Below are 24,444 nucleotides of genomic sequence, written 5' to 3' on the forward strand. Positions count from 1 at the left end.
ACGGTGTCTCCGACGCGATCTGCCGGCTCGGTCCGGCGGTCCGCCCCGGCCCGCTCGCGGGGGCGCCGGGGCCCGCCGCGATGGCGCCCGTTACTGGAATTCGGTGACCCCTCGCATTACTGTGACTACTCTACGTGGTTACCTCTTCTTGACCAGCGAGGACATGTCATGCGGCGACGGTGCGCCAGCTATGGGCTCGTGACGACCTGGGCCGTCGTCACAGGCCTGCTCACCGGGTGCCAGTCCGCGCCCGCCGGTTCCGCTCCCGCCCCGGGAGGGACCGCCCCTCCCTCCGCCGCCCCGGCCGGACCGCGGGCGACCGCGGAGGAGGCCGTGCTCGCCTCCTACCGCGGCATGTGGCGGGAGTTCGTCTCCGCCGCGGAGAGCGCCGACTGGAGGGCTCCCGGACTCGGCGAGTACGCCGCCGGGGACGCTCTGATCATCCTGCGGCACGGCCTCTGGCGCGCCGACCGGAAAGGGCGGATCATCCGGGGGGAGCCGGTCCTGTCCCCCCAGGTCACCGCGCTCAGGCCGGTGGCCGCCCCGGCCCGGGCCAAGATCGTCGACTGCGTGGACGACACCGCGTTCACCGTCCGCACCCGGTCGGGGAGACCGGTGACCCGGGGAGCGCCCGCCGGTCGGCACCGGGCCACCGCGGGCCTGGCCCTGCACGACGGCGCCTGGTACGTCAGGAGCCTGGTGCTCAGGGAGGCCGGGACATGCTGAGGCGCCGCGCCGCGGACCGTGCCGTGCGGCACACGACCACCGTGCTCGCCGTCCTCTGCGCGGCCGTCGCCGCCACCCCCGGCACCGGAGCGGCCGTCTCCGGACTCCGGAGTCCCGACCCCGGAGCCGGGAGTTCCGCCTCGGGGGAGCGGAGCCCCGGCTCCGGCGCCTGGAGGCCGGGCGCCGGGGGGGAGGCCGGTGCCGGGGAGGAGCTCGTCGCCTCCGAGGAGAGAGGCGCCACCTCTGAGAGGAGCACCACCTCCGAGGAGGCCGGGGAGGACGGCACCGCCTCGTGGAGGAGGAGCGCCGCCTCCGGGAGGAGGAGCGCCGCCCTCCGCCCGGACGGCGGCGACGGCGCCGCCTCCCCGGCGAGGAGCGTCACTTCGCGCGCCTCCTCGGGGAGCGGCACTATTTCCTCGGGGAGCGGCACCACTTCCTCAGGGAGCGGCACCGCCTCCCGGACGGCCGGGGACGCCGTCACCGGGGCCCGGCGCGCCTCCACCGGCGCGGAGGAGGCCGTCGGCGGGGTCGCGTTCATCCGGTGCGGCTCCGCGGGCGGTCCGGGATGCCTGGCGCGGGCCAGGCGCTGGTGGAAGAAGATGGCCGCGACCGTGGATCTCCCGGCGGACGGAGGCGGCCCGCGGCGGGGCGGACCGGGCGCCGGCGGGCTCGGCGCCCACCGGACCGGCGGAGACAGGACCGGCACGGACAGGCCTGGCGCCACCGGGCTCTCCGGGATCCGGAGCCGGGCCGGCGCCGCGGACCCGCCCGGCCCACCGGACGGCCCACCGGACGGCCGCCCGGGCACGCCGTACACGCCGGATCCGCAGGCGCCGCCGTACGGAGCGGACCCCGGAGGCCCGCGGGAGTCCCGGGTGCGCGGCGACGGGACGGCACACGGCGCCGGCGGCGGCCGGACCGGGGAGGGCACCGGCCGGACCGGGGTCCGGCCACCGGCGGCGGCCGTGGCGGCGGCCGAGCGCCTCGACCTGCCCGACCCGGAGATCGGCTCCTCGCCCCGGCCGAACGAGCTGCAGCTGGTCAGGTTCCCGATCTGGCTCACCATCCCGCGCAAGGCCTGGCGCCCGCGCACGGCCACCGCGACCGTGGACGGGACCACCGCGACCGTCGTCGCGCGGCCGCTCCGCGTGACCTGGAGCATGGGCGACGGCACCACGGTGGTCTGCCGGGGCCCCGGCACGGCGTACCGCGAGGGCCGGGACGACCCGCGCCGCCCCTCGCCCACCTGCGGCCACACCTACCTCGAACCGAGCACGGACGCCGCGGGCGGCGAGTACCGCGTCACCGCGACGGTCACCTGGGAGGTCACCTGGACCGCCGCCGGGCGGAGCGGCCCGCTCGCGCCCCTGACCACCCGGGCGGGCACGGCCTTCCGCGTCGCCGAGTCCCAAGCCATCGTCACAGCGTGAGTCACAGCCTGATGTCACAGCCTGCAGAGGGGGAAGCAGTGGTCACGACGGCGGTCAGACCGGCGCGGCCGACGACCGGCGCTCCGAAGAAACGCCGGAGCACCGCCAGAGTGCTGCTCGGGGCCGTTCTCGTGGCGGCGTGCGCGCTCGCCTCGGCCGCGATCACCCTGCGGACCGGGAGCGAGACCGGAGCGGTGGCCGTACGGTCGGACCTCCCGGCCGGGCACGTGCTCACCACGGACGACCTGCGCACGGTCCCGGGGAGCGTGGAGGCGGGGCTCATCCCGGCGAGCCGGGCCCAGAGCCTGGTCGGCAGGAAGCTCGCCGTCCCGGTGGTGGCCGGAGCCCTGCTCACCGAGAAGAACGTCGGCGCGGCCGCCTATCCGCGGCCCGACCAGGCGCTGATCGGCGCCGCGGTACGGCCCGGCCAGTACACCCCGGGCCTCGCCCCGGGGGACCGCGTCGTCGTGGCGGAGATACCCGGCGACACCGTCACCGCGAGCACCCGGACGAGGCAGCAGCCGGTGATCGCCGTGGTGACCGACGTCCGCCGCCCCGAGCAGCCGCAGAGCCCCGCCGTGGTCACCCTGCTGCTGGCCCGGGCCGACGCGGAGAAGGTCGCCGTCCCGGTCGCGCAGGGACTGTTCAGCCTGGTCCAGATCGCACCGGAGGCACGGTGACCGTCATCGGCGTCGCCTCGATGAAGAACTCGCCGGGCGCCACCACCCTCGCCCTCGCCCTGGCTGCCACCTGGCCCGAGCCCGACGTGATCCTGGCCGAGCTGGACGCCTCCGGGGGCGAGCTGAGCGGCTACTTCCGGCTCGAACCGGCGCCGGGCACCGTCTCCCTCGCCGCCGAGACCCGCAGCCGCCGTGACGAGGACGTGCTGTGGCGGCACACCCAGGTGCTCCCCGGCGGTCTGCGGGTGATCCCCGGCCCCGCCCGGCCGGACCAGGCGCACACCGCGCTCATGACGCTCAGCGCCACCCTGCCGGAGGTGTTCGGCAAGCTCCCGGCCGGCACGGCCGTCCTCGCCGACCTGGGCCGTCTGTCGGGCCCCGCCGCGGAACTCGCCGTGAGCATGGACCGGGTCCTGGTCCTGGCCCGCCCGCGGCTGGCGGACCTGGCGCATCTGGAGGGCCTGGCGGAGGTCATGCCCCACGCCGAGCTGGTCCTGGTCGGCCGGGGCGACTACCCGCCCCGGGAGGTGACCGACGCGATCGGCGTGCGGATCCGCGCCCACGTCGCGCACGACCCGGCCGCCCAGGCGTTCCTGGAGGGGCGGCGGCAGCGGACCCGCCTGGTCCGGGCCGCCCGCCGGATCTCCGGAGCGCTCGCCGCGGTGGCTCCGCTGGAGGGAGCGGCGTGAGCGGGCGGACGCCGCTTCCCACGCGGGTCGCGGTGGTGCGGTTCGCCGTGTGGCTCTTCACGCCGGTCGCGGTGGTGCGGTCGGAGGGAGCGGCGTGAGCGGGCAGGTGCTGCTCTCCGTGCTGGCCGGGACGGGCGCGGGCGCCGGGCTCCTCCTGATCGTCTCCGGGCTCCGCCGGGGCGGGGACGACCGGAGAGCGCCGCGCTCTCCCGCCGCCCACCGCCGCGCCTTCCTGCGGCTCGCCGCCTCGCTCGCCGCGGCCACCACCGTCGCCCTGCTGACCCGGTGGCCCGCCGGAACGCTGCTGGCCGGGCTCGCGGGCTGGTTCCTGCCGGGGATGCTCGGCCCGGACCGTGAGCACGCCCGAGCGGCGGAGCGCATCGAGGCCATCGCGAGCTGGACGGAGATGCTCCGCGACGTCCTCGTCACACCGACCCGGCTGCAGCAGGTCGTCACGGCGACCGCGCCGATCGCCCCCCAGGCGATCCGGTCCCGGGTCGTCTGGCTGGCCGCGCGGGTCGACCGGGGCGAGCCGCTCCCGGACGCGCTCCGGCAGCTCGCCGGGGAGCTCGCCGACCCGACCGGCGACCTGGTGTGCGCCGCGCTGATCCTGGCCGCCGGGCGCCGGACCGACCGGCTCGGCGACCTGCTCGGCGCGCTGGCCGACACCGCCCGCGCCCACGCCGCCCTGCGGTTGCGCGTCGCCGACGCCCGGGCCCGGGCCCGCGCGTCGGCCCGGGCGATCGTCGCCTCGACGGCGGTCGCGGCCGGCGTCCTGCTGGTGTTCAACCGGGAGTTCCTCGTCCCCTACGACACCTTCGACGGCCAGCTCGTCCTGCTGGCGGCCGGGGTGGTCTGCGCGGGCTCGTTCCTGCTGCTCCACCGGCTCGGCCGCATCGCCGACCCGCCGCGCCTGCCGCCCGCCGTACCGGACGGGGGTGACGGCTGATGGCGTGCACGGCGCGGCTCGCCGGACCGGACGGAGCGGGGGCTCCTCGCGCCGTCGTCCGCCGGGCCGGAGGAGGTGAGGGACGATGACGCTCGCGCTGCTGCTCGGGGCGGGCGCCGGGCTGGGCCTGGTCTCGGTCCTGTTCGGGTTCTGGCCCGCCCGGCCCACGCTCGCCGCGGAGCTCCACCGGTTGCGCCACGGCAGCCCCGCCCGGCACGGCGCGGGCGCCGCGGCGGACTGGCGCGGACGCCTCGGCCGCCCGCTGGCCGGGCCACTGGCCGCGTGGGGACTGCCCGGCACCGCCACCCGCCGCGACCTGGCCGTCTGCGGCCGGACCACGGAGAGCCTGTTCGGTGAGAAGGCCGCCGCGGCACTGGCGGCGGCGCTGCTCGCCCCCACCGTCCACTTCGCCGCCCACCTCGCCGCCGCGCCGGCGGGCGTCCCGCTGCCGTGGCAGCTGACGGCGGGGCTGGCCCTGCCGCTGGCGGCGGCGGGCTTCCTGCTCCCCGAACCGGTGCTGAGGTCCAGGGCCGCCCGGCGGCGGGCCGAGCTCCGGCACGCGCTGTCCGCCTTCCTCGACCTGACCGTCATCGCCCTCGCCGACGGCCGCGACCTCGACGGCGCGCTGGCCGACGCCTCCCGGATCGGGAGCGGGTGGGCGTTCACCCGGCTCCACGGCGCGGTGCGGGCCGCCCAGGCCGCAGGGCGTCCGCCCTGGCTCGCGCTCGGCCGGATGGGCGAGGAGTACGGTGTGCGCGAGCTGACCGAGCTCGCCGTCGCGGGAGGACTCGCCGGGGCCGACGGCGCCCGGCTGCGCGCCTCGCTCGCGGCCCGGGCGGCGGCGCTGCGGGCCCGGGAGTTCACCGAGGCCGAGGACGCCGCCCGGACCGCCGCGGAGCGAATGGGTCTGCCCGTGGCCGGCCTGCTCCTCGCCTTCCTGGTCTTCATCGGCTATCCGGCGGTCGTCTCGGTGCTGGCCGGGCTCTGAAAAGACGGCCGGGGAAGCCCGGGGGAACGCTGTGCGGCGGGGGACGAGGTGGTCCATGGCAGGTCCCGGAGGTTCGCGGGGGAGCGGGGAGTGATGACGGGTCGGGGTCTCGCGGGGGATCGGGGCGCGGCGACGGCCCAGGCGGCGGTGGCGTTCCCCGCCGCGCTGCTGCTCGTCCTGCTCGTGGTCCAGTTCGGGGTGTGGCGGCACGCCGTGCACGTCGCGGAGGTGACGGCGGCCGAGGCGCTGGCGGCGGCCAGGGTCCGGGGGGCCGGGGCGGGCAGCGGGCAGGCGAAGGCGTCGCTGCTGACGTCCCAGCTGGGGCGGTCGGCACTGCGTGACGTGCGGGTGTCGGTGTCCCGTACGGCGCAGGCCGCCCGTGTGGAGGTCGGCGGCGCGGCCCAGGAGGTCGTGCCGTTCCTGGAGCTCCCGGTCCGGGTGGTCGTGCACGGGCCGGTGGAGAGGGCGGGGAACGTGGGGGACGGCTGGTGAGGCCGGTACCCGGCGGGTCCGGGGAGGAAGCCCGCCTCCCGGCCGGAGGAGCCGTCGGCGGATTCGCCCGGAGGCGCGTCCGAGAGGCGGCCCAAGGGCCTGCCGGAGGGTCCGTCCGAGAGGCGGCCCGGGGGGCTGCCGGAAGGTCCGTCCGAGAGGCGGCCCGCGGGGCTGCCGGAAGGTCCGACAGGGGGGACCGCGGGGCGGCGGGCATGGCGCTGGTGCTCTCCGTGCCGCTGCTGATCCTGCTGGTCCTGGCCGCGGCCGTCACGGGCGGGCTGGTCAGCGCCCGGCTGGACGTCGATGCCGCCGCGCGTCAGGCCGCCCGGGCCGCGGGGGCCGCCCGCGATCCGGGCACGGCCCTGACCGCCGCGCGGTCGGCGGCCGAGACGGCGCTCGCCTCGGGCCGCACCGGCTGCGCGGGCCGTGCCCTGAGCGTGGGCGTCGGAGCCCTCCAGCCGGGCGGCGCCGTGACCGTGACGGTCACCTGCCGCGTCCGGCTGGCGGACGTCGCGATGGCGCACGTCCCGGGCGGTACGGACATCACCTCGGCCTTCGCCGTACCGGTCCACTCCTGGCGGGCGCGGTGAACGGGCCCGCAGGAGGTCGTGGTGAGCGGGCGCGCCGGGGGCGCCCGGCGAGCGGATGCGCGGGGGGGACGCGGTGAAGGGGATCGCGGTGGGGATCGTGGGCGCGCTGCTCCTGCTGGCCGGGATCGTCGTGGACGGGGGCCTGGTGCTCGCGGCCCGGGCGCGGGCGGTCAACGAGGCCTACGAGGCGGCGCGTTCGGGGGCACGGCAGCTCGACTTCGCCGCCTACCGGCGTGCCGGGGAGGTGCGGCTGGACCCGGTCCGCGCCAGGGCCGCCGCCCTCGCCTACGTCGCCGCGACCGCCGACTCCGCCACGGTGGAGGTCTCCGGGGACACGGTGACGGTCGTCGTCCGGGCGGTCCAGCCGCCCCGGGTCTTCGGGCTCGTCGGCATGGGCGCGTTCCCGGTCTCCGGCAGGGCGTCGGCGACGGCGCAGCGCCGGGCGACGGGAGCGGCGAGATGAGGAGGACGGCGTGACCCCGGGAGGAGGGGAGACCGCGCCGGGCGGGCCGGCGCGGTCCCCGGACGGGGTGACGAGGCTCCGGGCGAGGCGTCGTGGCGGGGGAGTCGTGCGGAAGGCGGCCGGGCACGCGGCGGTGCGGAGGGCGACCGGGCACGGCGCGGTGCGGAGGGCTACGCGGGTCCGAGCGGGAGCACCGTGGTGAGGAAGGCCTTGAGGGCGGTCGCGCGGGCGGCACGTCTGCTCGGCGTGCTGGCGTTGCTCTCGGCGGCCGAGGCGGGGATCCCGGTCCTGCTGGTCCGGTTCGCGGGCCCGCCCCCGCTGGAGCGGATCCCGGCGTGGATCCCGGAGCGGCTCCCCTCCCGGATCCCGTCCTGGGAGGAGGTCCGGCAGGCGCTCATGGCCCCGGTCCCGGACGGTGTGCCGCCGGTGCTCCTGGCCTGCTCGCTCTGGCTGCTGTGGGCGATGTTCACGGTCGCACTGCTCGCCGAGGTGACCGTGGCGGTCCGCGGTGTGGAGGTCCGCGTCCCGCTGCCCGGGCCGGTGCGGGCCGCGGCGGAGCGGCTGGTCGGTTCCCTCTCCACGGCGCTCCTGCCGGCGGGTCCTCCGCCTGCGGCCGTGCGGGCGGAGGCCGCGACGATCGTGGTCGCCGCCGTCGACGACTCGTGCCCGACGGCCCCGATGCGCAGGATCACGCTGGAGAAGGACGCGACCGATCCGAGCGGTCCGCCCCCGGCCGCCGGAACCTCGGTTCCCCGGGCGCGGACCCCACAGCCACGTGCCTCTCAGCCGTCCGTCTCTCAGCTCTCCGTCCCTCCGGTTCGGCCTACGCCGGCCGCAGGGAGCCGCTCACCGGCGACGGAGACCCCGGCCTCCGGGAGTGCGGAGGCGCCGGCGGCCGGGGTGCCCGAGGACCTTTCCGCGGAGGGCCCGCAGGATCCGGGGGTGCGGGCCGACGCCGTTCCGGAGGCGGCTCCCCGGACGGGGCTCGCCGTGGAGACGCCGTCGGGAGGAGTGGTCTCCCAGGACTTCGCCGCGGGTGTCAGCACCGCCTATGCCGTCGCCCGTTTCCACCGCCATCGGCGGCGGTTCCTCCTGAGGACCCCGCCCCTGGCGCTCTCGACGCCTCCGGCGGCCTCGACGTCCCCGGGACTCCCAAGACCTCCGGATTCTCCACCGCCGGCCCCCGGTATGTCGCCCGCTCCGCCCCCGGCCCCGCCCCCGCCGCCGGCCCCCGGTATGTCGCCTGCGCAGGCCCTGAGCCCGGCTCCAGACATGTCCCCGGCTCCGGCGCGGACCTCCGCCCCGGCATGGACCTCTGCCCCAGGGCCGGAGGTGGGAGCGGAGGCGGCACCGCAGGCGGGAGCTGGGACGGCACCGGCTCAGGAATCCGCTCGGGAACCGACTCCGCGCCGGATCCCGGCCGGAGCGGATCCTCAGCCGGAACCCGCTCCCGTCGTCAGGGCGCTGCGCCGGGCCCACCTGCGGACCTACGCCGACCGGGGAGAAGGACCGCCACCCGACGCGGAGCTGGTCCGGGAGGCGTTCTCCCTCCGGGTCCCGGACCGGCTGCTGGCCGGTCACCGTACGGACCGGAGCAGGGTCGAGATCGGGCTCGCCGGGCTGAACCTGGGGCTCACCGGGGACGGAGCCACCGGTGTCGCCCGTGCCCTGGTCCTGGACCTGCTCCGTCAGGCCGGCCGATTCCGCGCCGAGGTCGTCGTCCGCGCGGCGGACCTGCGGGGATTGTTCGGCCTCCCGGAGGAGGGGCTCCGCGGAGAGGAGGCTCTGGCCGGAGCCGTACCGGGACTGGTGGTCGTCGAGTCGGCGGACGCGGCCGTCGACCGGTTCACCGAGACGCACTTCGCCCGGCGTCGCATGTTGATCGAACGGGGCGCCACCGGCATCGCCGAGCTGCGGGAACACGACCCCGGTGAGGTGCTGCCCGCCGTACTGCTCGTGGCCTCGGTGACCGAGGAGCTCTTCGACTGGGACGTGGCCGGGTTGCTGGCGTCCTCCGCCCGGACCGGCACCGGGGCGCTGCTGCTCGGCGAGTGGCCTTCCGGGACCACCTGTGAGGTCGGACGGGACGGCCGGGTCGGATCGGCGCGGGGGCCGCGGGCCGGCGAACTGCTCGGCGCGTGGCTCTTCCACCTTCCGGCCGGGGACGGGCTCGACTGCCTGCGCCAGCTCGCCGCCGCGGGGACGGCTGAAGGGGCCTGCGGGGAGCACGTCCCCTCCACGGGGACGGCCGGAGGATTCCCCGGTGAGGAGTTCACCTCCATGGGAGCGGCCGGAGGGCCGGTGGGCGAGGGCGGCCGCCGGAGCCCGGGGGAGACCGCGGACGGGCTGCCGCTCTGGGAGGGGCCGGAGCCCGTACGGCTCTCCATCCTGGGGCGGCCGGTCGTCCAGGTGAAGGGCCGCCCGGAGGCGGTGCCCCTGAGCGGCCCCCGGCTCCACCTGCTCGTCCTCCTCGCCCTCCACCCGGACGGCATGCGGAGCGAGGAGATCCGTGCCGCGCTCTGGCCGGGCGCGCCGGACGACACCTGCGTGTACGACGCCCTGCGGCACCTGCGCGACACCCTGCGGGCGGTCACCGACGGCGCGGACCGGGGGCGCCGCGACTCCCCGTTCATCACGGGGGAGGACGGGGTCTACCGCGTCGCCCCGCTCATGGTGGCGGTGGACCTGTGGGACTTCGAGGCCGTGGTGGAGGAGGCCAGGACGGCCGCCGACGACAGGTCGCGGATCGGCGCGCTGGACTGCGCCGCCCGGCTCTGCCGGGGCGTGCTGGCCGAGGGGCTCGCCTGCGAGTGGGCCGACGACCGGCGGAGCGGGCAGCTACGGCTCCAGACCGACGTGTTCGCCCGGCTCGCCGAGCTCCGGGCGGAGGGCGACCCGCGGGCCGCCCTCGCCGTCCTCGAACGGGCCATCGCCCTGGACCCGGAGCCGGAGGAGATCTGGCGCCGGCTCATCCGTCTCCAGACCGACCTCGGCCTGCGCGAGCGGGCGGCGGGGACGGCGGCGCGCCTGCGGGCGCGCCTGGCCGCGATGGGGGTGCGGCCCGAGCGTGAGACGGAGCGGCTCCTGGCCGAGTCGTGACACCACCGGTTCGGGGCACGTCCTCGGCGGTGTTCACCTCCGGAGCCTCCCGGAGCCTCCCCGTGTTTCCCGGAGCCTCCCGGAGCCTCCTGGGGTTTCCCGGAGCCTCCGGCGCCGTCGGGACCGTCACGCCTGCCCGGTCTCGACCGGGAGACCCGCCTCGACCCAGTCCTGGATCCCCTCGCGGTACTTGCGCACGTCGGTGTAGCCGAGAGCGGTCAGGCGGCGGGCCACCGCCTCGCTGTTTCCGCAGGCGGCGTTGGAGCAGTAGGTGACGATCGCGGCGTCCCGGTCGGGGAGCAGCTCGGCGGCACGGGAGCCGACCTCGCTCTCCACCAGGGCCACCGCTCCGGGCAGGTGCTGCTGGGCGTAGTACGCGCCGCCGAGGGCGTCCACGACGGTCACCGTGCCCGCTTCGATCGCGGCCTTCAGTTCGTCGCGGCTGATGAGTGCGGTCATGTCGACCTCCGAGATTAAGTGGACTATAGTCCGCTTGTGTGAGTGATCAGGAAATTAGCGGACCGCGGTCCGGTTCGTCAAGTGAATCGTTGCGCATGCTGCTGGGCGAGGAGCCGAAGGAGCGCGCCGACGCCGCCCGCAACCGGATGAAGGTGCTGGCGGCGGCGGCGAGGCTGTTCCGGGAGAAGGGGGTGGACGCCGTCTCGATGGACGCGGTCGCCGCCGAGGCGGGCGTCGGCAAGGGCACGCTGTTCCGCAGGTTCGGCGACAAGTCGGGGCTGGCCGCGGCGCTTCTCGACGAACGTGAGCGCGAGCTCCAGCAGGCGATCCTGTCCGGCCCGCCGCCTCTCGGGCCCGGGGCTCCGGCGGCCGAGAGGCTGTCCGCGTTCGTGGACGCCTATCTCGACTATCTTCTCGGCCACCTCGACCTGGTGCGGATGTCGGAGACCGCCAGTCCCGGCGCGCGCTACCGGATCGGCGCCTACCGGTTCTGGCGCCTGCACGTGGCGATCCTGCTCGCCGACCTCCGCCCGGAATGCGACGCGGACCCGCTCGCCCACGCCCTGCTCGCCCCGCTGGCGGCCGAGCACATGGCGGTCCTCGTCGGTGAGTACGGCGTGTCGCGCGCCAGGGAGGCGGTCCGGGTGCTCGTGTTCGGCTGACCGGACGGCTCGACGCGCCGACCAGGACGAATGCTCACGTGCGGGGCATGCGGTTGTTACCCTCACATCGGCTACTTGTCATCTTCTTCTGTCAAGTTCGGGCCGTAAGTCGTCCGTTGCCTGGGGAGACGCATGTTCCGACGACTCGGCCTCATCACCACGACCATGCTGGCGTTGCTCACCACGGCCGTTCCAGCCGCGGCCGTCTCCTCCTCCGGAGCGACCACCGCGGTACCGCCGGAAGTCGTCAACGTCGCCCACCGCGGAGCCTCCGCCTACGCGCCGGAGAACACCATCGCGGCCCTGAAGCTCGCGCGGGACCAGCGCGCCGACATGTTCGAGCTGGACGTCCAGGAGACGAAGGACCACCGGCTGGTCCTGATGCACGACACGACCCTGGCCCGCACCACCGACGTCGAGCAGGTCTTCCCGGGGCGGGCGCCGTGGAAGGTCGGCGACTTCACGCTCGCGGAGATCCGGAGGCTGGACGCCGGGTCATGGTTCGCCACGCGGTACGAGGGCGAGGCGGTGCCCACCCTCGGCGAAGCGCTGCGGGCGATGAGCGGCAGCGGGCTCGACCTGCTGCTGGAGGTCAAGGCGCCGCACCTCTATCCGGGCATCGAAGCCCGGATCGCCGCCGAGCTGCGGCGCCACCCCCTCTGGCTGGATCCCGGCAGGACCGTGGTGCAGTCGTTCGACTGGGACTCGATGCGCACGTTCCGGCAGGTCGTGCCCGACCTCCCGATCGGCCTGCTCGGCACTCCGCCGGTCACGGACCTTCCGGCGCTGGCGAGGTTCGCCGACCAGATCAACCCGCCGCACACCGCCCTCACCGAGGCGTACGTCCGGCGCGTCCACGCGCTCGGGATGGAGGTCTTCACCTGGACCGTGGACAGCCGGGCGGCCATGCGCCGCCTGATCTCCCTCCGGGTGGACGGAATCATCACCAACAAACCTGACGTGCTCCGTGGGGTCGTCCGCTGAGGCCGGACGACCCCGGCGGGCGGAGCCGTACCGCCGCGGCCTCTACGCCGGGCCGGCGTGGGCGGCCAGGATGCGCCAGCCGTACTCGTCCGTGTGGACCCAGGTCCGGGTGTAGCGCAGACGCCCGGAGAACGGCTCACCCGCGAACGTGCCCTCCAGCGTGCCGAGGAAGCAGGTGACGCCGGTGCTCCCCGAGATGACGACGGCGAGGTCCTCCTCGGCGACCTTCGTCATGACCTGGGTGCGCGAGCGGTGGTTCTCCAGGTCGAGCCGCTTGGCCCCCGGGTGGAACCCGCCGTCCGGCGGCCCGGTGAAGACGAGGTCCTCGTGGAGGAGCCGGTCCAGCTCCTCCACGTCCCCGGCGAGCTGCGCCGCCTGCAGGCGCCTCTCCGCCTCGTACAGCTCCTCCATGAGCTTCCGGCCGGTCATGGGCACTCCGTTTCCCTGGATGTGTACGGGGTTTCCCTGGATGCGTACGGGAAGGCCGTGCGCGCCACCGGCCCACCCGCCATTGTCATCGAGGGCGTCCGCCACGGCCACCCGCATGCGGAGCGGACGCCGTCCTCGCGCGGGAGCGGTGCCGTCCGCGTCCCCCGGTCGCGCCGGGGCTCCGACCGGCTGCGAGGAGGCCGGAGGATATCCGCTCGCCCGCGGCCCAGGACTCGCGGCATGATCAAGTATGACGGTGACACGGGAACTGCTGCTCGCCTACTACGGACAGGACACGGAGCACGGCCGGCTCCGCGAGGGACACGCGCGGCTGGAGTTCTGGCGGACGCAGGACGTGCTGCGCCGGGCGCTGCCCCCGGCTCCGGCCCGGGTGCTGGACGTGGGCGGCGGTACCGGGGTGCACGCCGAGTGGCTGGTGGCCGACGGTTACGAGGTCGAACTGCTGGATCCGGTCCCCCTGCACGTGGAGCGGGCCGCGCGGCTGCCCGGGGTGACGGCGCGGCCGGGTGACGCGCGCGAGCTGCCGGTGCCGGACGCGAGCGTGGACGCGGTGCTGCTGCTGGGCCCGCTCTACCACCTGGCCGAGCGGGCCGACCGGGTGCGGGCGCTGGCCGAGGCCCGGCGCGCGGTACGGCCCGGCGGCCTGGTGGCCGCGGCCACCATCAACCGCTACGCGGCCGTGCACGACACGGTCCGCACAGGCTCGTACACCGAGGAGCGGCAGCGGGAGACGGCGCACGCGGCGCTGGAAGACGGGATCATGCTCTCCCCCGGCCGTGGCTTCCCCGCCTACTTCCACGATCCTGACGAGATCCCCGGCGAGTTCGCCGACGCCGGGCTGGCCGGGGCCGAACGGTACGGGCTGGAGGGCGCCTTCTGGCTGTACGGCGACATCGACGCCTGGCTCGACGATCCGGAACGCCGCAGGCTCCTGCTCGACGCCCAGCGCTCGATGGAGTCCGTCCCGTCGCTGCTGGGAGTGAGCGGTCACGTGCTCACCATCGCCCGGCGGCCCGACGCGTCCCAGGCCGAGCCGCACCCGGCCGATCTCCGCGGAAGGCCGTGATCCCGTGACCCGGACGGGTCCGCGACCCGGTGAGCACGGGAGCGGCCGTACCCCCCCCGGCCGGGGGCCGCATGCGCCATCGTGGGGAGAGGAACCGGACGCATGTCCCCCGCCCGCCGAAGGAGTCGCCGATGACCATCCGCCGGATCGTCCCCAACATCCAGTCCGACGCCCTGGAGGAGAACGCGGCGTTCTACGGACTCCTGGGTCTGGAGAAGGTCATGGACCACGGCTGGATCATGACCCTCGCCTCGCCGTCCGCTCCCACGGCGCAGGTCAGCGTCATGACCGGAGACAAGACGGCGCCCGTCACCCCCGACATGAGCATCGAGGTGGAGGACGTGGACGCCGCCTACGCGGCCATGCGCGACGGCGGCGCCGAGATCGTGCACCCGCTGCAGGACGAGGAGTGGGGCGTCCGCCGGTTCTTCGTCCGCGACCCGGACGGCCGCGTGGTCAACGTCCTGGGCCACCGCTGACCGCGGGGATCCGTCGGCGGCGGAGCCCGCGGACGGCGCACCGCCGCACGACGCCCGCCGGACACCCCGTCGTACGGCCTGCGGCACGCGGCGCTGTCCTTGCGGCTCGACACCGGGGTTCCGGCAGGGGAAGCGGCCAACCGGGCGAGGTGCAGCGTCGATGCTCTTCCGAGGGCCTGCGCCGAGTGCGTCGAGGGTGACGATCCCGCGCCGGCAGACGGATCTCCGGGACTCCCGGCAGACGGATCTCCGGGACTCCCGGCGACTGATCCGTGATCCGTATCGAAGGCTCCGGACCAGGTCCCGATCCTTCGGCACGCTCATGCGCCTGGCATACTTCGCCGGTGTCCGATCAGCTGGAACGTGGAATGAACGCCCACCGGGCATGGCCGTGGCCGGTCGTGGCGGTGCTCGCCTCGCTGGTGCCCTGGGTGCTCATGGCCGCGGCCGAGAGCGGCGGCGCAGATTACACGCCGCTCGTCTCCTTCGCCGCTCTCTTCGTCGGCACTGCTGCGCGTTCGCTCTTCGCCCTGGACGCCTTCGTCACCGGCGGTCTGCCGCTGCTGGTCTTGCTCGCGGCCGTTTGCTGCCGCCGGTGGTGGTTGGCGGGGACGGTCGTCGCGGTTGTTCTCGGTGTCATGGCGGTCATCGATCTGGCGCTTTTCCTCGGAGAGCTTCCCCGCGACATCGTCACGGACGATGTCAGCTCTGGCGCTCAGCCGGACTTCTATGCCAGCGCTGGGGAACCCGGAATCGCCATGCCGGCCGCGGTGGCGTACATTCTCGCGGCCGTGGCACTCGCTGTGGGGTCACGTCGTTCCAGGCGTCGACTCATCCCGTGAGAGGTTGAGGCGCGGGTTACGACCTGGGAAAACGTGATCGAGATCGGATCGCGTATGGTTCGCGATCACGGTCGCTGGGCCGGATCCAACTCGGGAACCTCCGCGCCGACCAGCTTCACATCTTCGAAGTCACGGACCCGGATCAACGGTCGCAGGGCGGGTTCCATGTCGGTGGAGCAGAGCGGAGCCAGATCGTTGGAGAGCTTCAGGGCATCGTGCACGCCGGTCGCCGCGAACCCCCTGGTCCCGTCCAGGCCGAGGATGAGCACTCCACCGCGGATGTCGGCGAAGGCCGAGAGGGGCTCCCGGACGCTCTTCGGCAGCTCGCGCTGGGACTTCTTCACCTCTACGTCAGAGACGTCCCCGCCCGGCGTCCGGAGGTTCCCGATGATCTCGGACGGCCCCTCGTCCCGCATCGTTCTCTCCCCGTCGGCCGGTACGGACGGGGCATGCCAACTGGCATGCCAGTTAGCATGCTGAGCCGTTATGGAGGTCGTGAGCGCATCGGCCCCCGTGGTCGTCAACCCCGCACGGGCACGTGCGCTCCTGACGGCCGTCTCCGCGGCCGACCGGATTCGTGGGGGCGACTCCGCTGGATACTCACCCGCATGTACCGCGTCGCGCCCCGTGCCAGAACCATGAGCTGCCCGAACAGACCGTGGCTCACCCGGAGAAGGCTCGTCCTCAAGCGGACAAGGTGGACGAACGAGTGGGAAGACCCGTGACGAACGCGGTCTCAAACACCGCGCCAACGGCCAGATCACTAAAACTCTCGAAGATTAACGGCCATACAGCAAAGGCCCCGGTCAACCGGGGCCTTTGCTGTTGTTCGCCGACATTGCGTAGTGATCGGCTTCAGTGCCTAGGATCTGGCAGACTCAGAGTCTGACCTGCTGCGATGGCGTTCTGCACGCTGCGCGTGAGAGTGCTCTCCATAGCGGTCGCCTGCCCCAAGAGGCTCTGCATGCCCATCCTGTCGTCGGTGTGCGCGAGCAGGTAGCGGTACTTGTCGTTGTTCTGCAGCTGCTCGTGGGCCCGTAGGGCGGCATCGGCCTCCTGAACTCGACGCGCGTAGACCTCCAGCTCCGCAACCCGCCGTGTGACCACCGAGACCGAATGCTGCAAGGCCTGCCGCTGCGGAGCGAGGACGGCAGCCAGCTCAGGGGTGACGATGACACCGTGGGTAGCAGCGGCCTGCTCAGCGCGGAGCAGGGTCTGAAAGCGCAGAAGACGGCTGATCTCCCACAGCTGCTGAGGGAACAGCACGTCATTGGCGACAGAGTCCAAGAACCCCTGTCGGCTGACCTGGGACCGGGCGACCGTCACGGTGGCGTCAGCAGCTCGCTTGAGCAGGGCGTGGGCCTCGTCGTCGAGATCGCTGGGGAGCACGTATCGATCGCGGTACAGACGCGCCAGCCGTTTTGGAGACTTGAGGTATCTCCGAGCGAGGAACGCGGTTGCGGTCACGATGATCAGGCCGAGGAGAGATAAGCCGAACCGTGGCACCTTGATCGCGGCTTCGACGATGGCTCTGAGGATTCCCACGACGATGAAGACCGTAAAAATGATCAGCCAGCCTTTGGCCTTCGACGACCGCGAAGAGGGATACCTGGTCGGCGTTTCCTTTGGTATCCCCATGAGCTCTCGGCTGCCGACGATCCGGCGCTTGTCTCGGGGCGGGATGGTGGGATCGACGATTGGCCAGTGATCGGCCCAGGACTGCAAAGTGAAGATCGACCTCCCATCGGCCCTGGCGTGGTCCGGAGGAAATCGGACTCGGCGCCGTAAGACCCTCTAGGTCGCAGATGATCGCAGAGACCACTTTCCCGCACAACCATGTTCAAGGGTGGCGAATGGGAGGGGTGTCCGTGATCAGTCGGCAGCATCCCCGCTAGGCAAGGTCTGGTTCGCTCTCCGGCTGAGGAGCTGCAAGATCATCCCGCACATATTCCGTGAACGTCGACCCAGGGCCGCTCACGGTGGCCTGCGGCTGCGCAGGGGCGCATGCCGTACCGGGGGAGGACCCCTAGGTCGGACAGTGGACGACAAGGTCACGATGGTGCCCCCGGCATGATTCGAACATGCGACACCCGCTTTAGGAGAGCGGTGCTCTATCCCCTGAGCTACGGAGGCAGGGACTGCCTTCAAGAGTAGCGAAAATGAGGCCCGCATGCCCAGTTGGGGACACCGGGTGAGGAGAGCGGTGAGTCATCGCTTCCCTGAGCTGGGTCAAAGGGATGGCAAGCGGGCGAGCCATCGGGGTGTCGGCGCGGTTACTGTCACGCTCTGTGATCAAAGTGCGGCAGAAGCGGATTGCCGGTCGTCGAGTGCTGCGGCCGATGGTGCTGGGTGTGGCGATGCTGGTGCCGGCCCTGCTGGCGGGCGGGCTCATGGTGGCAGAGGTCTCCGGCTACGACCTGGCGGTGCACGGGGTCGCCGTGGACACGCAGGCGTGGAAGGGAGCGGACGACCGGCGGCCGCCGGTCGTGGCCGCACCCGGCCGGCGCGAGGCGACCGAGCTGCGGGCCGAGTCCCGGAGTGAGTCCCGGGCCGTGCCTCGGGCGGCGGCCGGGACCGAGCCCCGGCTGGTGCCCCCGCCCCTGCGTCCTTACCGGATCTACAACGGCTGGGTGCCGCCGGACGTGGTGAGCGTGTCCTACTCCCGGCCGGAGGCCTCGCCCGAGGAGGCCGCCGAGACCGGGAGCACCGCCGACCGGAGGCGGAGGAAGCGGCCGGAGCCGGAGAAGGGCGAGGGGCGGGAGCCGTCGAGGGAGACACGGGAGCCGGGCACGGCGCGTCCCGGGCGCACGGCGGAGAACGACGGACAGAAGGCGGGCGGGGAGTCGTCTCCAACGCCGTCCTCCACCCCTTCCCCCGCGCCGTCGCCGGAGGTGACCCCCGGGGAGGCCGAGGAGCTGCAGGATGCGGAGTGCTCGCAGGAGTGGCGGAAGACCTGGCTCTGGGAGGTCTGCATGGACGGCAACCGGCAGAAGATCTGAGATCGGCGTGCGCCGGGCCGCAGGAAGGGCGGCCCGGCACGCGGAGGAGCGGAGCCGGTGGGCCGGGGAGCGTTGCGGGTGTGCGTTCCCGCGGTGGCGCGCTCGGTGAAAGAGCCCGCAAGTTGATCTCGCAAAACAGGGCGTTCGACGCATAGCGGCTACAGGGAGTCTGGCTCGGACATCCGGTGGGCTGTAGTAACGTGCGTGCCTGACCCGGGTCACGAGTTCGCAAACGGAGGGGTCGAACGTGCTGCCTCGTCGATCAGCGGGTCTGATCGTCGTCGTCACGACGATGACTTCCCTCGGGTTGTCGGCTGCCGCCACGTCGCAGGCCTCGGCGGAGACGGCCGAGCCTCAGGCCGCCGGGACGCGGGTCGCCGGGACGCAGGCCGGCGGGCAGCGGTCGCCTGCGGGGGCCCTGTCCGCACGTGAGCCGGTGAATCTCACGGAGCTCCGCCGCGAGGCGGAGAAGGCGGCGAAGGACCTGGAGGCCGCCACCAAGGCGCTGGAGCAGCGGCGCACGAAGATCGGCCAGGCGCAGAAGGAGCTGTCCGCCAAACTGCGCGAGCTGCAGGCCGCGGAGCGGGCCTTCGCCCAGGTGCGGCAGCCGCTCTCCGACCTCGTCGGGATGCTCTACCAGCAGCCCGTCGGCGGGGACACCGCGGGCCTGCTGTCCGGAGACTCCGGCACCGACACGCTGCAGGCCATGACCACCCTGACCCAGCTCGTCGCCGAGCGGGACCGGGTGCTGGAGGAGAGCGGCCGCCTGCAGGCCGAGCGGGAGCGGCTGGCCGGCGAGGCGCAGGAGCTGCGTGCGACCACCCTGCTGGCCGAGGCGCAGATGAACGCCGAGATCAAGACGCTCCAGGCGCGCTCGGCCAAGCTCGTGAAGTCGCTGACCGACGCGCTGGTGAAGCTGGGCGTCAAGATCGGCAAGGGCAAGGGCGCGGGATGCGACCCGACGAGGGTGAACTCGGCGGGGGAGTTCCCCAACGGGCTGATCCCGGCGGCCTACCTCTGCCCGCTCCAGCAGAAGGGGCACCAGCTCCGGGCCGATGCGGCGATCGCCTTCATCAGCATGAACGAGGCCTACCGCAAGCGGTTCGGCAGGCCCATGTGCGTGACCGACGCCTACCGGAGCCTGGCGGAGCAGCAGTCGGTCTACTATCGTCGCCCCGGCTTCGCCGCCGTCCCGGGCCGGAGCAACCACGGCTGGGGACTCGCCGTCGACCTGTGCGGGGGTGTGCAGAACTTCCGGTCGGCGGAGTTCAACTGGGTGGAGGCCAACGGGAAGAAGTTCGGCTGGATCCACCCCGCCTGGGCCTACTCCAGCCCTTTCGAGCCCTGGCACTGGGAGTACGACCCGAAGCTGGGCTCACTCCTGTAGGAGCGAGCCCAGGATCCGCGGGAACTCCGTGGGAACGAACAGAGTGCCCCCGGGCCGGGCGAATGCTCTGAGGGCCGGGTTCCGGCAGGCCACGGCCGGAGACCTCCGCCCGCGGGTCAGGACATCGGGGCGACCTGGGCGGTGCAGTGGCGGCAGCGGACGGCGGCCTTGGGGATCTCCGACAGGCACTCGGGGCACTCGCGCAGCTTGGTCTCCTCCGGCGTGGAGAAACGGGCGGTGAGCCGCTCGTACGGGGTGATGACGAGGAAGTAGATCACCGACGCCACGATCAGGAACGAGACGATCGCGTTGAGGAAGTTGCCGTACCTGATCTCGCCGGAGCCGACGCGCAGGGTCAGTCCCTCGAAGTGCGGCTGGCCGCCGATCGCCGCGATCAGCGGGGTGAGCAGGTCCTTGACGAAGGAGTTCACGATCGCTCCGAAGGCGGCGCCGATCACCACCGCGACGGCCAGGTCGAGCACGTTGCCGCGCATCAGGAACTTCTTGAAACCCTTCAGCATGATGACCACTCCTTGTCCGGGCACCGGCCGCCCGGGATCGTCCGTCCTCTACGGTGAATGCCTCATTACCCTGACTTGTCCCGGTCATTGCTCCGGGGACGCTCCGCGAGGAGTGATCGCGATGGAGAGCCGTCCGCCGGCCTGCGCCGAGGCCAGCTCGACCGCCTGATCCGGGGTCGTGGCGAGCACGAGGAGGGCGTCCCGCCCGGAGTCGCTCTCCGGGCCGCTCTCGGGGACGGCCAGGACGGAGACGTCCTCGGCCACGACGCGAGCCGAGGCCGGGCCGCCTCCCGCGCCGTCCCAGGCGGAGGTGGCGGCGAGCACGTCGATCACATCACCGGGGGAGAGCAGTCGGGCGCTGCCGGGGTCGGCGACGCGGATCGGGGTGGCGACCGCCTGGGGACCGTGGGCGGCCAGCAGCCCCGGGCCGAGCAGGCGGACGTCGGTCAGGGGCTCTCCGCGCCGCACGGGACCGGTCAGCACGCGCCCCGCGACCGGGGAGCCGGGCCGCAGGGCGCCCTCGGGAGCCGTGCCCGGCCGCAGGGCGACCGGCCGTACGTCACCGGGGGACAGCACGCCGCCGGGCAGGTCGCGGGCGGCGGCGAGCACGGTCACCGACGAGGTGTCCGGCCGCAGGGCGGTCACGGCGCACGCCGCGGCGAGGGCGGCCAGGACGCCTGCGAGGAGGCGGCGGCGACGCTCGAGGAGGCGCCGGCCGGGAAGACGGCGGATGACGCGCATGGCTGACTCCACGGGCACAGGCCCCGGCCGCGGGCCGGGGCTCCGGCGACGGTCGCCGGGGCTGGTCGGAGGGGAGCGGCGGGACGGATCGGCCGGGCACGCTCGGCGGTGGTCCGGATGTCACCGGGGCTGGTCGGAGGGGAGCGGCGGGACGGGCCGGCCGGGCGTGCCCGGCCGGGGACCCGATCTCACCGGGGCAGCTCGAAGGGGAGACGCAGGCCGTCCAGCACCGTGGCGCAGGGGCAGGCGCGCTCCTCGGGAAGAGCGGCGACCACGTCGGTGACCAGGGTGCGCATGCGGGTGACGTTGGCGGCGAAGAAGGCGAGGACCTCCTCATGGGTGACCCCCTCGCCTGCCTCGATCCCCGCGTCGTGGTCGGTGACGAGGGAGAGCGAGGTGTAGCACATGGCCAGCTCGCGGGCGAGGACGGACTCGGGGTAGCCCGTCATGCCGACGATCGTCCAGCCGTTGCCGCTGAACCAGCGGGACTCTGCGCGGGTGGAGAACCGGGGCCCCTCGATGACGACGAGTGTGCCGCCGTCGGCCACCGCCCAGTCGGCGGAGCGGGCGGCGGCCACGGCCGCGGCCCTGCCCGCCGGGCAGTAGGGGTCGGAGAAGGAGACATGGACGACGCCGCCGGCGTCGTAGTAGGTCTGCACCCGGCCGGAGGTGCGGTCGACGAGCTGGTCGGGCACGACCAGGGCGCCGGGGCCGATCTCCGGGCGGAGCGAGCCGACCGCGCTGGGCGCGAGGACCTGGCGGACGCCGAGGGAACGCAGCGCCCACAGATTGGCCCGGTAGGGGATGCGGTGGGGCGGGAAGCGGTGGTCCCGTCCGTGGCGGGGGATGAACGCCACCGGCCGGGAGCCGACGCGCCCGATGGAGACGACGTCGCTGGGCGGGCCGTACGGCGTGGTGACCGAGACCTCCGTGACGTCGTCGAGCAGTGAATAGAACCCTGAGCCGCCGATGACGCCGACGTCCGCGCGATTGACCATGGCGCAGACACTAGCGCCGCGGCCGCGTCCCGGAAGGGGGCGGAACCGGGCCTGTGGATAACTCTGCCCCTGATGTGACCGCCGGGTCACGGAGGGTATGACCAGGCCTACGGCCGATCGGGGGGATCGAGATGAGCGTTGAGCAGGTCCGGACGGAGCCCACAGCGCGGGAACCGGGGGCCCGGGAGTCCGCGAAGGGCCTGGGCCTCATCATCGCCGCGCTCATGCTCACCATGCTCATCAGCTCCCTGGACCAGACGATCGTCGCCACCGCGCTCCCGACCATCGTCGGCGACCTCGGCGGGCTGAACCACCTGTCCTGGGTGGTGACGGCCTACATGCTCGCCTCGACGGTCTCCACCCCGCTCTGGGGCAAGCTCGGCGACCAGTACGGCCGCAAAGGGCTCTTCCAGGCCTCGCTGGTCGTCTTCCTGGTCGGTTCGGCGCTGTGCGGGCTCGCCGCGGACATGGGGCAGCTGATCGCCTTCCGCGCGGTGCAGGGACTCGGCGGCGGCGGGCTCATCGTGCTCTCCCAGGCGATCGTCGCCGACGTGGTGCCGCCCCGGGAGAGGGGGAGGTACCAGGGCCTGTTCGGGGCGGTCTTCGCCGTCTCCAGCGTCGCCGGGCCGCTGCTCGGCGGACTGTTCGTGGACCACCTGTCCTGGCACTGGGCCTTCTACGTCAACCTGCCGATCGGCGCCCTCGCGCTGGCGGTGATCGCCGGGGCGCTCCCGGCCGGGACCCGGCCGGGCAGGCACGCCATCGACTACGCCGGCATCGCCTTCCTCGGCGGCGCCACCGCCTGCCTGGTGCTCCTGGCCACCTGGGGCGGGAGCACCTACCCGTGGGGCGACCCGGTCATCATCGGGCTGGGCGTGGCCTCCGCGGTGCTGGTGGTGCTCTGGTGGCTGGCCGAGCGGCGGGCCGCGGAGCCGGTGCTGCCGCTGCACCTGTTCCGCCTGCGGGTCTTCAACGTGGCGTCGCTGATCGGCTTCATCGTGGGCGTGGCCATGTTCGGCGCCCTCACCTACCTGCCGCTCTTCCTCCAGGTCGTGCGGGGCGTCTCTCCCACGATGTCGGGGCTGTACCTGCTGCCGATGATGGGCGGGGTGCTCGTCACCTCGATCGTCAGCGGGCAGCTCATCTCGAGCACCGGCCGGTACAAGGCCTTCCCGATCGCGGGCAGCGCGCTGGCGGCGCTCGGGCTCTACCTGCTCTCCCGCATCCACGCCGGCATCGGCATGGTGGAGCTGAGCGCCTATCTGCTTGTCCTGGGTGTGGGGATCGGCCTGGTCATGCAGGTCCTGGTGATCGCGGTGCAGAACGCCGTGGACTTCGAGGACCTGGGGACGGCCACCTCGGGCGCCACGTTCTTCCGCGCGATCGGCGGATCCTTCGGCGTCGCGCTCGCCGGTGCGATCTTCACCGCGCGGCTCTCGGACGACCTGGCGCGCCTCTCCCGGACGGTGCAGCTTCCGCCTGGCCTCAGCGAGGCGGCCCAGCGGGATCCGACGGTCATCGGGAAGCTGCCGCCGGAGGCCGCGGCGGGGTTCCTGGAGGCCTACTCCGACGCGATCGCCCGGGTCTTCCTGATCGGGGCGCCGGTGGCGCTGGTCGCGTTCGCGGCGGCGTGGTTCCTGCCGGAGCTGCCGCTGCGGCAGACCGTCAGGGCGACCGACCCGGGGGAGAACTACGGCGCCGTGCCCACCGAGCGCTCCTCACTCGACGAGGTGGAGAGAGGGCTGTGGCGGCTGGCGGACGAGGCCATGCGCCGCGACTACTACCGCCGGCTCGGTGACCTGGTGGGCCTGCACGACCTTCCGGCCGGCTCGGTCTGGCTGATCGCCCGTCTGGGCACGCACGGTCCCCAGGCGGGCGCGGACCTGGCCGAGAGGGCGGGGGTGAGCATCGACAGGGGACGGCCGTACGTCGCCCACCTGGTGGAGCGCGGTCTGGTCAACCGGGCCGAGGACGGGCTCAGCCTCGAACTGACCCCTCAGGGGGAGCGGGTGGCCGACCGGCTGGTCGCGCAGGCCCGTGAGGGCCTCGCCCGGGTGATCCAGGACTGGAACCCCGAGGAACACGCCGGGCTGCGCGAGCTGCTGGACCGGCTGCCGAGGGAACTGCTCGGCGCGATGGCCGACCGCCCCTATCCCCACTGATCCCGCTGACGTCCGGCCGGCGGGTTCCCGCTGGTGGATCTCCGCTGGTGGATCTGCACTGGCGGTTCCCCGCCGACGGGCCCGGCCCGGGCCCGTCCGCGCGTCAGGAAGCACCGCCTCAGGAAGCACCGCCTCAGGAAGCACCGCCGCAGGAGGCGCGCGTCAGGAGGGCGCAGCCGGGGGAGGCGCCGTCCGTCAGGAGGCCGCGGCCGCGGGGGCGGGAGCCGGGGCGGCGGGAGCGGAGGACCCCGACGACTCCTTCGACGTGGAGGAGCTCGTCGAACTCGACGAGGTCGAGCTCACCGTGCTGGAGCTGGACGACCGGCTGTCGGTCCGGTAGAAGCCGGAACCCTTGAAGACGATGCCGACCGCAGAGAACACCTTGCGCAGCTCACCCTGGCAGCTCGGGCAGACGGTGAGCGCGTCGTCCGTGAACTTCTGGACGATCTCGAACTGGTTGTCACAGGCGGTGCAGGCGTACTGGTAGGTGGGCACGCTCTCCTCCTCATTCGGTCCGCGCCGATTGGCACTCGACTGGCGCGACTGCTAATGGTACGGCGTCGACAAGCATAAACGCGAGCGAGAGCG

The 24,444-nt window shown here is 73.8% G+C and carries 27 protein-coding genes and 1 tRNA gene; 18 read left to right on the forward strand and 10 right to left on the reverse strand.

What is annotated here, in order from left to right:
* Window positions 1–168 precede the first annotated feature (168 nt).
* The 9 genes from ACFOWE_RS21700 to ACFOWE_RS21740 all read left to right on the forward strand — a co-directional run bounded on the left by ACFOWE_RS21700 (window position 169) and on the right by ACFOWE_RS21740 (window position 7,007).
* A complete protein-coding gene (locus ACFOWE_RS21700) occupies window positions 169–726 on the forward strand; it encodes a hypothetical protein (RefSeq protein WP_377290629.1) in 558 nt (185 codons plus the stop codon).
* Window positions 727–1,601: 875 nt separating this feature from the next.
* Window positions 1,602–2,156 (forward strand): hypothetical protein, encoded by a 555-nt coding sequence (locus ACFOWE_RS21705; protein ID WP_377290631.1) that lies wholly within the window; start codon window positions 1,602–1,604, stop codon window positions 2,154–2,156.
* Between the two features lie 38 nt (window positions 2,157–2,194).
* A complete protein-coding gene (locus tag ACFOWE_RS21710) occupies window positions 2,195–2,836 on the forward strand; it encodes an SAF domain-containing protein (protein WP_377290633.1) in 642 nt (213 codons plus the stop codon).
* On the forward strand, window positions 2,833–3,525 hold the full coding sequence (locus ACFOWE_RS21715; RefSeq protein WP_377290635.1) for a hypothetical protein: 693 nt from the start codon (window positions 2,833–2,835) through the stop codon (window positions 3,523–3,525). Before ACFOWE_RS21710 ends, ACFOWE_RS21715 begins: the two co-directional genes overlap by 4 nt.
* A gap of 94 nt (window positions 3,526–3,619) precedes the next feature.
* Window positions 3,620–4,474: a type II secretion system F family protein gene (locus ACFOWE_RS21720; RefSeq protein ID WP_377290637.1), complete on the forward strand. Its 855-nt coding sequence runs from the start codon at window positions 3,620–3,622 to the stop codon at window positions 4,472–4,474.
* An 85-nt stretch (window positions 4,475–4,559) separates the two neighbouring features.
* Complete coding sequence (locus tag ACFOWE_RS21725) at window positions 4,560–5,462, forward strand: type II secretion system F family protein (RefSeq protein WP_377290639.1); 903 nt, start codon at window positions 4,560–4,562, stop codon at window positions 5,460–5,462.
* 93 nt (window positions 5,463–5,555) lie between these two features.
* Window positions 5,556–5,954, forward strand: a complete 399-nt coding sequence (locus tag ACFOWE_RS21730; protein ID WP_377290641.1) for a pilus assembly protein — start codon at window positions 5,556–5,558, stop codon at window positions 5,952–5,954.
* A 212-nt stretch (window positions 5,955–6,166) separates the two neighbouring features.
* The gene (locus ACFOWE_RS21735) at window positions 6,167–6,544 is read left to right on the forward strand and encodes a TadE/TadG family type IV pilus assembly protein (protein WP_377290643.1); all 378 of its coding nucleotides are present in this window, start codon (window positions 6,167–6,169) and stop codon (window positions 6,542–6,544) included.
* Between the two features lie 88 nt (window positions 6,545–6,632).
* Window positions 6,633–7,007: a hypothetical protein gene (locus ACFOWE_RS21740; protein ID WP_377290645.1), complete on the forward strand. Its 375-nt coding sequence runs from the start codon at window positions 6,633–6,635 to the stop codon at window positions 7,005–7,007.
* A gap of 170 nt (window positions 7,008–7,177) precedes the next feature.
* On the opposite strand, the gene ACFOWE_RS21745 is transcribed toward ACFOWE_RS21740, so the two are convergent.
* Window positions 7,178–7,699: a hypothetical protein gene (locus tag ACFOWE_RS21745; RefSeq protein WP_377290647.1), complete on the reverse strand. Its 522-nt coding sequence runs from the start codon at window positions 7,697–7,699 to the stop codon at window positions 7,178–7,180.
* Window positions 7,700–8,339: 640 nt separating this feature from the next.
* Here ACFOWE_RS21745 and ACFOWE_RS21750 point away from each other — a divergent pair.
* Window positions 8,340–10,106 carry a BTAD domain-containing putative transcriptional regulator gene (locus tag ACFOWE_RS21750; protein ID WP_377290649.1) on the forward strand — a complete coding sequence of 589 codons (1,767 nt, stop codon included), beginning with the start codon at window positions 8,340–8,342 and terminating at the stop codon, window positions 10,104–10,106.
* A 126-nt stretch (window positions 10,107–10,232) separates the two neighbouring features.
* On the opposite strand, the gene ACFOWE_RS21755 is transcribed toward ACFOWE_RS21750, so the two are convergent.
* The gene (locus ACFOWE_RS21755) at window positions 10,233–10,565 is read right to left on the reverse strand and encodes a rhodanese-like domain-containing protein (protein ID WP_377290651.1); all 333 of its coding nucleotides are present in this window, start codon (window positions 10,563–10,565) and stop codon (window positions 10,233–10,235) included.
* Between the two features lie 95 nt (window positions 10,566–10,660).
* Between ACFOWE_RS21755 and ACFOWE_RS21760 the strand changes: the two genes are divergently transcribed.
* The gene (locus ACFOWE_RS21760) at window positions 10,661–11,227 is read left to right on the forward strand and encodes a TetR/AcrR family transcriptional regulator (RefSeq protein WP_377290772.1); all 567 of its coding nucleotides are present in this window, start codon (window positions 10,661–10,663) and stop codon (window positions 11,225–11,227) included.
* A 132-nt stretch (window positions 11,228–11,359) separates the two neighbouring features.
* Window positions 11,360–12,211 (forward strand): glycerophosphodiester phosphodiesterase, encoded by an 852-nt coding sequence (locus ACFOWE_RS21765; protein WP_377290653.1) that lies wholly within the window; start codon window positions 11,360–11,362, stop codon window positions 12,209–12,211.
* A gap of 42 nt (window positions 12,212–12,253) precedes the next feature.
* On the opposite strand, the gene ACFOWE_RS21770 is transcribed toward ACFOWE_RS21765, so the two are convergent.
* Window positions 12,254–12,640: a nuclear transport factor 2 family protein gene (locus tag ACFOWE_RS21770; RefSeq protein WP_377290655.1), complete on the reverse strand. Its 387-nt coding sequence runs from the start codon at window positions 12,638–12,640 to the stop codon at window positions 12,254–12,256.
* 250 nt (window positions 12,641–12,890) lie between these two features.
* Here ACFOWE_RS21770 and ACFOWE_RS21775 point away from each other — a divergent pair, with 250 nt between their 5' ends.
* From ACFOWE_RS21775 to ACFOWE_RS21785, 3 genes are all read left to right on the forward strand, one after another.
* Window positions 12,891–13,727, forward strand: a complete 837-nt coding sequence (locus ACFOWE_RS21775; protein ID WP_377290657.1) for a class I SAM-dependent methyltransferase — start codon at window positions 12,891–12,893, stop codon at window positions 13,725–13,727.
* 131 nt (window positions 13,728–13,858) lie between these two features.
* Window positions 13,859–14,206, forward strand: a complete 348-nt coding sequence (locus tag ACFOWE_RS21780) for a VOC family protein (RefSeq protein WP_377290659.1) — start codon at window positions 13,859–13,861, stop codon at window positions 14,204–14,206.
* Window positions 14,207–14,550: 344 nt separating this feature from the next.
* The gene (locus ACFOWE_RS21785) at window positions 14,551–15,048 is read left to right on the forward strand and encodes a hypothetical protein (RefSeq protein ID WP_377290661.1); all 498 of its coding nucleotides are present in this window, start codon (window positions 14,551–14,553) and stop codon (window positions 15,046–15,048) included.
* Between the two features lie 65 nt (window positions 15,049–15,113).
* Here ACFOWE_RS21785 and ACFOWE_RS21790 read toward each other — a convergent pair whose 3' ends face one another.
* The 3 genes from ACFOWE_RS21790 to ACFOWE_RS21800 all read right to left on the reverse strand — a co-directional run bounded on the left by ACFOWE_RS21790 (window position 15,114) and on the right by ACFOWE_RS21800 (window position 17,181).
* Window positions 15,114–15,392 (reverse strand): AlbA family DNA-binding domain-containing protein, encoded by a 279-nt coding sequence (locus ACFOWE_RS21790; RefSeq protein WP_377290663.1) that lies wholly within the window; start codon window positions 15,390–15,392, stop codon window positions 15,114–15,116.
* A 511-nt stretch (window positions 15,393–15,903) separates the two neighbouring features.
* Window positions 15,904–16,773 (reverse strand): hypothetical protein, encoded by an 870-nt coding sequence (locus ACFOWE_RS21795; RefSeq protein ID WP_377290665.1) that lies wholly within the window; start codon window positions 16,771–16,773, stop codon window positions 15,904–15,906.
* A gap of 332 nt (window positions 16,774–17,105) precedes the next feature.
* Window positions 17,106–17,181: transfer RNA gene (locus tag ACFOWE_RS21800), tRNA-Arg, on the reverse strand.
* Between the two features lie 155 nt (window positions 17,182–17,336).
* Between ACFOWE_RS21800 and ACFOWE_RS21805 the strand changes: the two genes are divergently transcribed.
* A complete protein-coding gene (locus ACFOWE_RS21805; protein WP_377290667.1) occupies window positions 17,337–18,047 on the forward strand; it encodes a hypothetical protein in 711 nt (236 codons plus the stop codon).
* Window positions 18,048–18,294: 247 nt separating this feature from the next.
* Window positions 18,295–19,434, forward strand: a complete 1,140-nt coding sequence (locus ACFOWE_RS21810; protein WP_377290669.1) for a D-alanyl-D-alanine carboxypeptidase family protein — start codon at window positions 18,295–18,297, stop codon at window positions 19,432–19,434.
* A gap of 116 nt (window positions 19,435–19,550) precedes the next feature.
* Here the strand turns inward: ACFOWE_RS21810 and mscL are convergent, their stop codons facing one another.
* The 3 genes from mscL to ACFOWE_RS21825 all read right to left on the reverse strand — a co-directional run bounded on the left by mscL (window position 19,551) and on the right by ACFOWE_RS21825 (window position 21,694).
* Entirely contained in the window at window positions 19,551–19,955 is a 405-nt protein-coding gene (mscL, locus tag ACFOWE_RS21815; protein ID WP_377290671.1) for a large conductance mechanosensitive channel protein MscL, read from the reverse strand.
* Window positions 19,956–20,039: 84 nt separating this feature from the next.
* Window positions 20,040–20,696 carry a Flp pilus assembly protein CpaB gene (gene cpaB / locus ACFOWE_RS21820; protein ID WP_377290673.1) on the reverse strand — a complete coding sequence of 219 codons (657 nt, stop codon included), beginning with the start codon at window positions 20,694–20,696 and terminating at the stop codon, window positions 20,040–20,042.
* Between the two features lie 188 nt (window positions 20,697–20,884).
* Window positions 20,885–21,694, reverse strand: coding sequence for an S-methyl-5'-thioadenosine phosphorylase (locus ACFOWE_RS21825; RefSeq protein WP_377290675.1), 810 nt, complete (start codon window positions 21,692–21,694; stop codon window positions 20,885–20,887).
* A gap of 131 nt (window positions 21,695–21,825) precedes the next feature.
* Here ACFOWE_RS21825 and ACFOWE_RS21830 point away from each other — a divergent pair, with 131 nt between their 5' ends.
* Entirely contained in the window at window positions 21,826–23,856 is a 2,031-nt protein-coding gene (locus tag ACFOWE_RS21830) for an MFS transporter (RefSeq protein WP_377290677.1), read from the forward strand.
* A gap of 195 nt (window positions 23,857–24,051) precedes the next feature.
* Here the strand turns inward: ACFOWE_RS21830 and ACFOWE_RS21835 are convergent, their stop codons facing one another.
* Window positions 24,052–24,351 carry an FmdB family zinc ribbon protein gene (locus ACFOWE_RS21835; RefSeq protein WP_377290679.1) on the reverse strand — a complete coding sequence of 100 codons (300 nt, stop codon included), beginning with the start codon at window positions 24,349–24,351 and terminating at the stop codon, window positions 24,052–24,054.
* Window positions 24,352–24,444 lie beyond the last annotated feature (93 nt).

Origin of the sequence: Planomonospora corallina (genome assembly GCF_042650625.1) — a bacterium.
GTDB lineage: Bacteria > Actinomycetota > Actinomycetes > Streptosporangiales > Streptosporangiaceae > Planomonospora_B > Planomonospora_B corallina.

Bases quoted from the DNA above. Each gene is read 5' to 3' on its own strand.
- ACFOWE_RS21700 (WP_377290629.1), top strand. From the start codon at position 169: ATGCGGCGACGGTGCGCCAGCTATGGGCTCGTGACGACCTGGGCCGTC.
- ACFOWE_RS21725 (WP_377290639.1), top strand. From the start codon at position 4,560: ATGACGCTCGCGCTGCTGCTCGGGGCGGGCGCCGGGCTGGGCCTGGTC.
- ACFOWE_RS21730 (WP_377290641.1), top strand. From the start codon at position 5,556: ATGACGGGTCGGGGTCTCGCGGGGGATCGGGGCGCGGCGACGGCCCAG.
- ACFOWE_RS21735 (WP_377290643.1), top strand. From the start codon at position 6,167: ATGGCGCTGGTGCTCTCCGTGCCGCTGCTGATCCTGCTGGTCCTGGCC.
- ACFOWE_RS21755 (WP_377290651.1), bottom strand. From the start codon at position 10,565: ATGACCGCACTCATCAGCCGCGACGAACTGAAGGCCGCGATCGAAGCG.
- ACFOWE_RS21760 (WP_377290772.1), top strand. From the start codon at position 10,661: ATGCTGCTGGGCGAGGAGCCGAAGGAGCGCGCCGACGCCGCCCGCAAC.
- ACFOWE_RS21765 (WP_377290653.1), top strand. From the start codon at position 11,360: ATGTTCCGACGACTCGGCCTCATCACCACGACCATGCTGGCGTTGCTC.
- ACFOWE_RS21770 (WP_377290655.1), bottom strand. From the start codon at position 12,640: ATGACCGGCCGGAAGCTCATGGAGGAGCTGTACGAGGCGGAGAGGCGC.
- ACFOWE_RS21775 (WP_377290657.1), top strand. From the start codon at position 12,891: ATGACGGTGACACGGGAACTGCTGCTCGCCTACTACGGACAGGACACG.
- ACFOWE_RS21780 (WP_377290659.1), top strand. From the start codon at position 13,859: ATGACCATCCGCCGGATCGTCCCCAACATCCAGTCCGACGCCCTGGAG.
- mscL (WP_377290671.1), bottom strand. From the start codon at position 19,955: ATGCTGAAGGGTTTCAAGAAGTTCCTGATGCGCGGCAACGTGCTCGAC.
- cpaB (WP_377290673.1), bottom strand. From the start codon at position 20,696: ATGCGCGTCATCCGCCGTCTTCCCGGCCGGCGCCTCCTCGAGCGTCGC.
- ACFOWE_RS21825 (WP_377290675.1), bottom strand. From the start codon at position 21,694: ATGGTCAATCGCGCGGACGTCGGCGTCATCGGCGGCTCAGGGTTCTAT.
- ACFOWE_RS21830 (WP_377290677.1), top strand. From the start codon at position 21,826: ATGAGCGTTGAGCAGGTCCGGACGGAGCCCACAGCGCGGGAACCGGGG.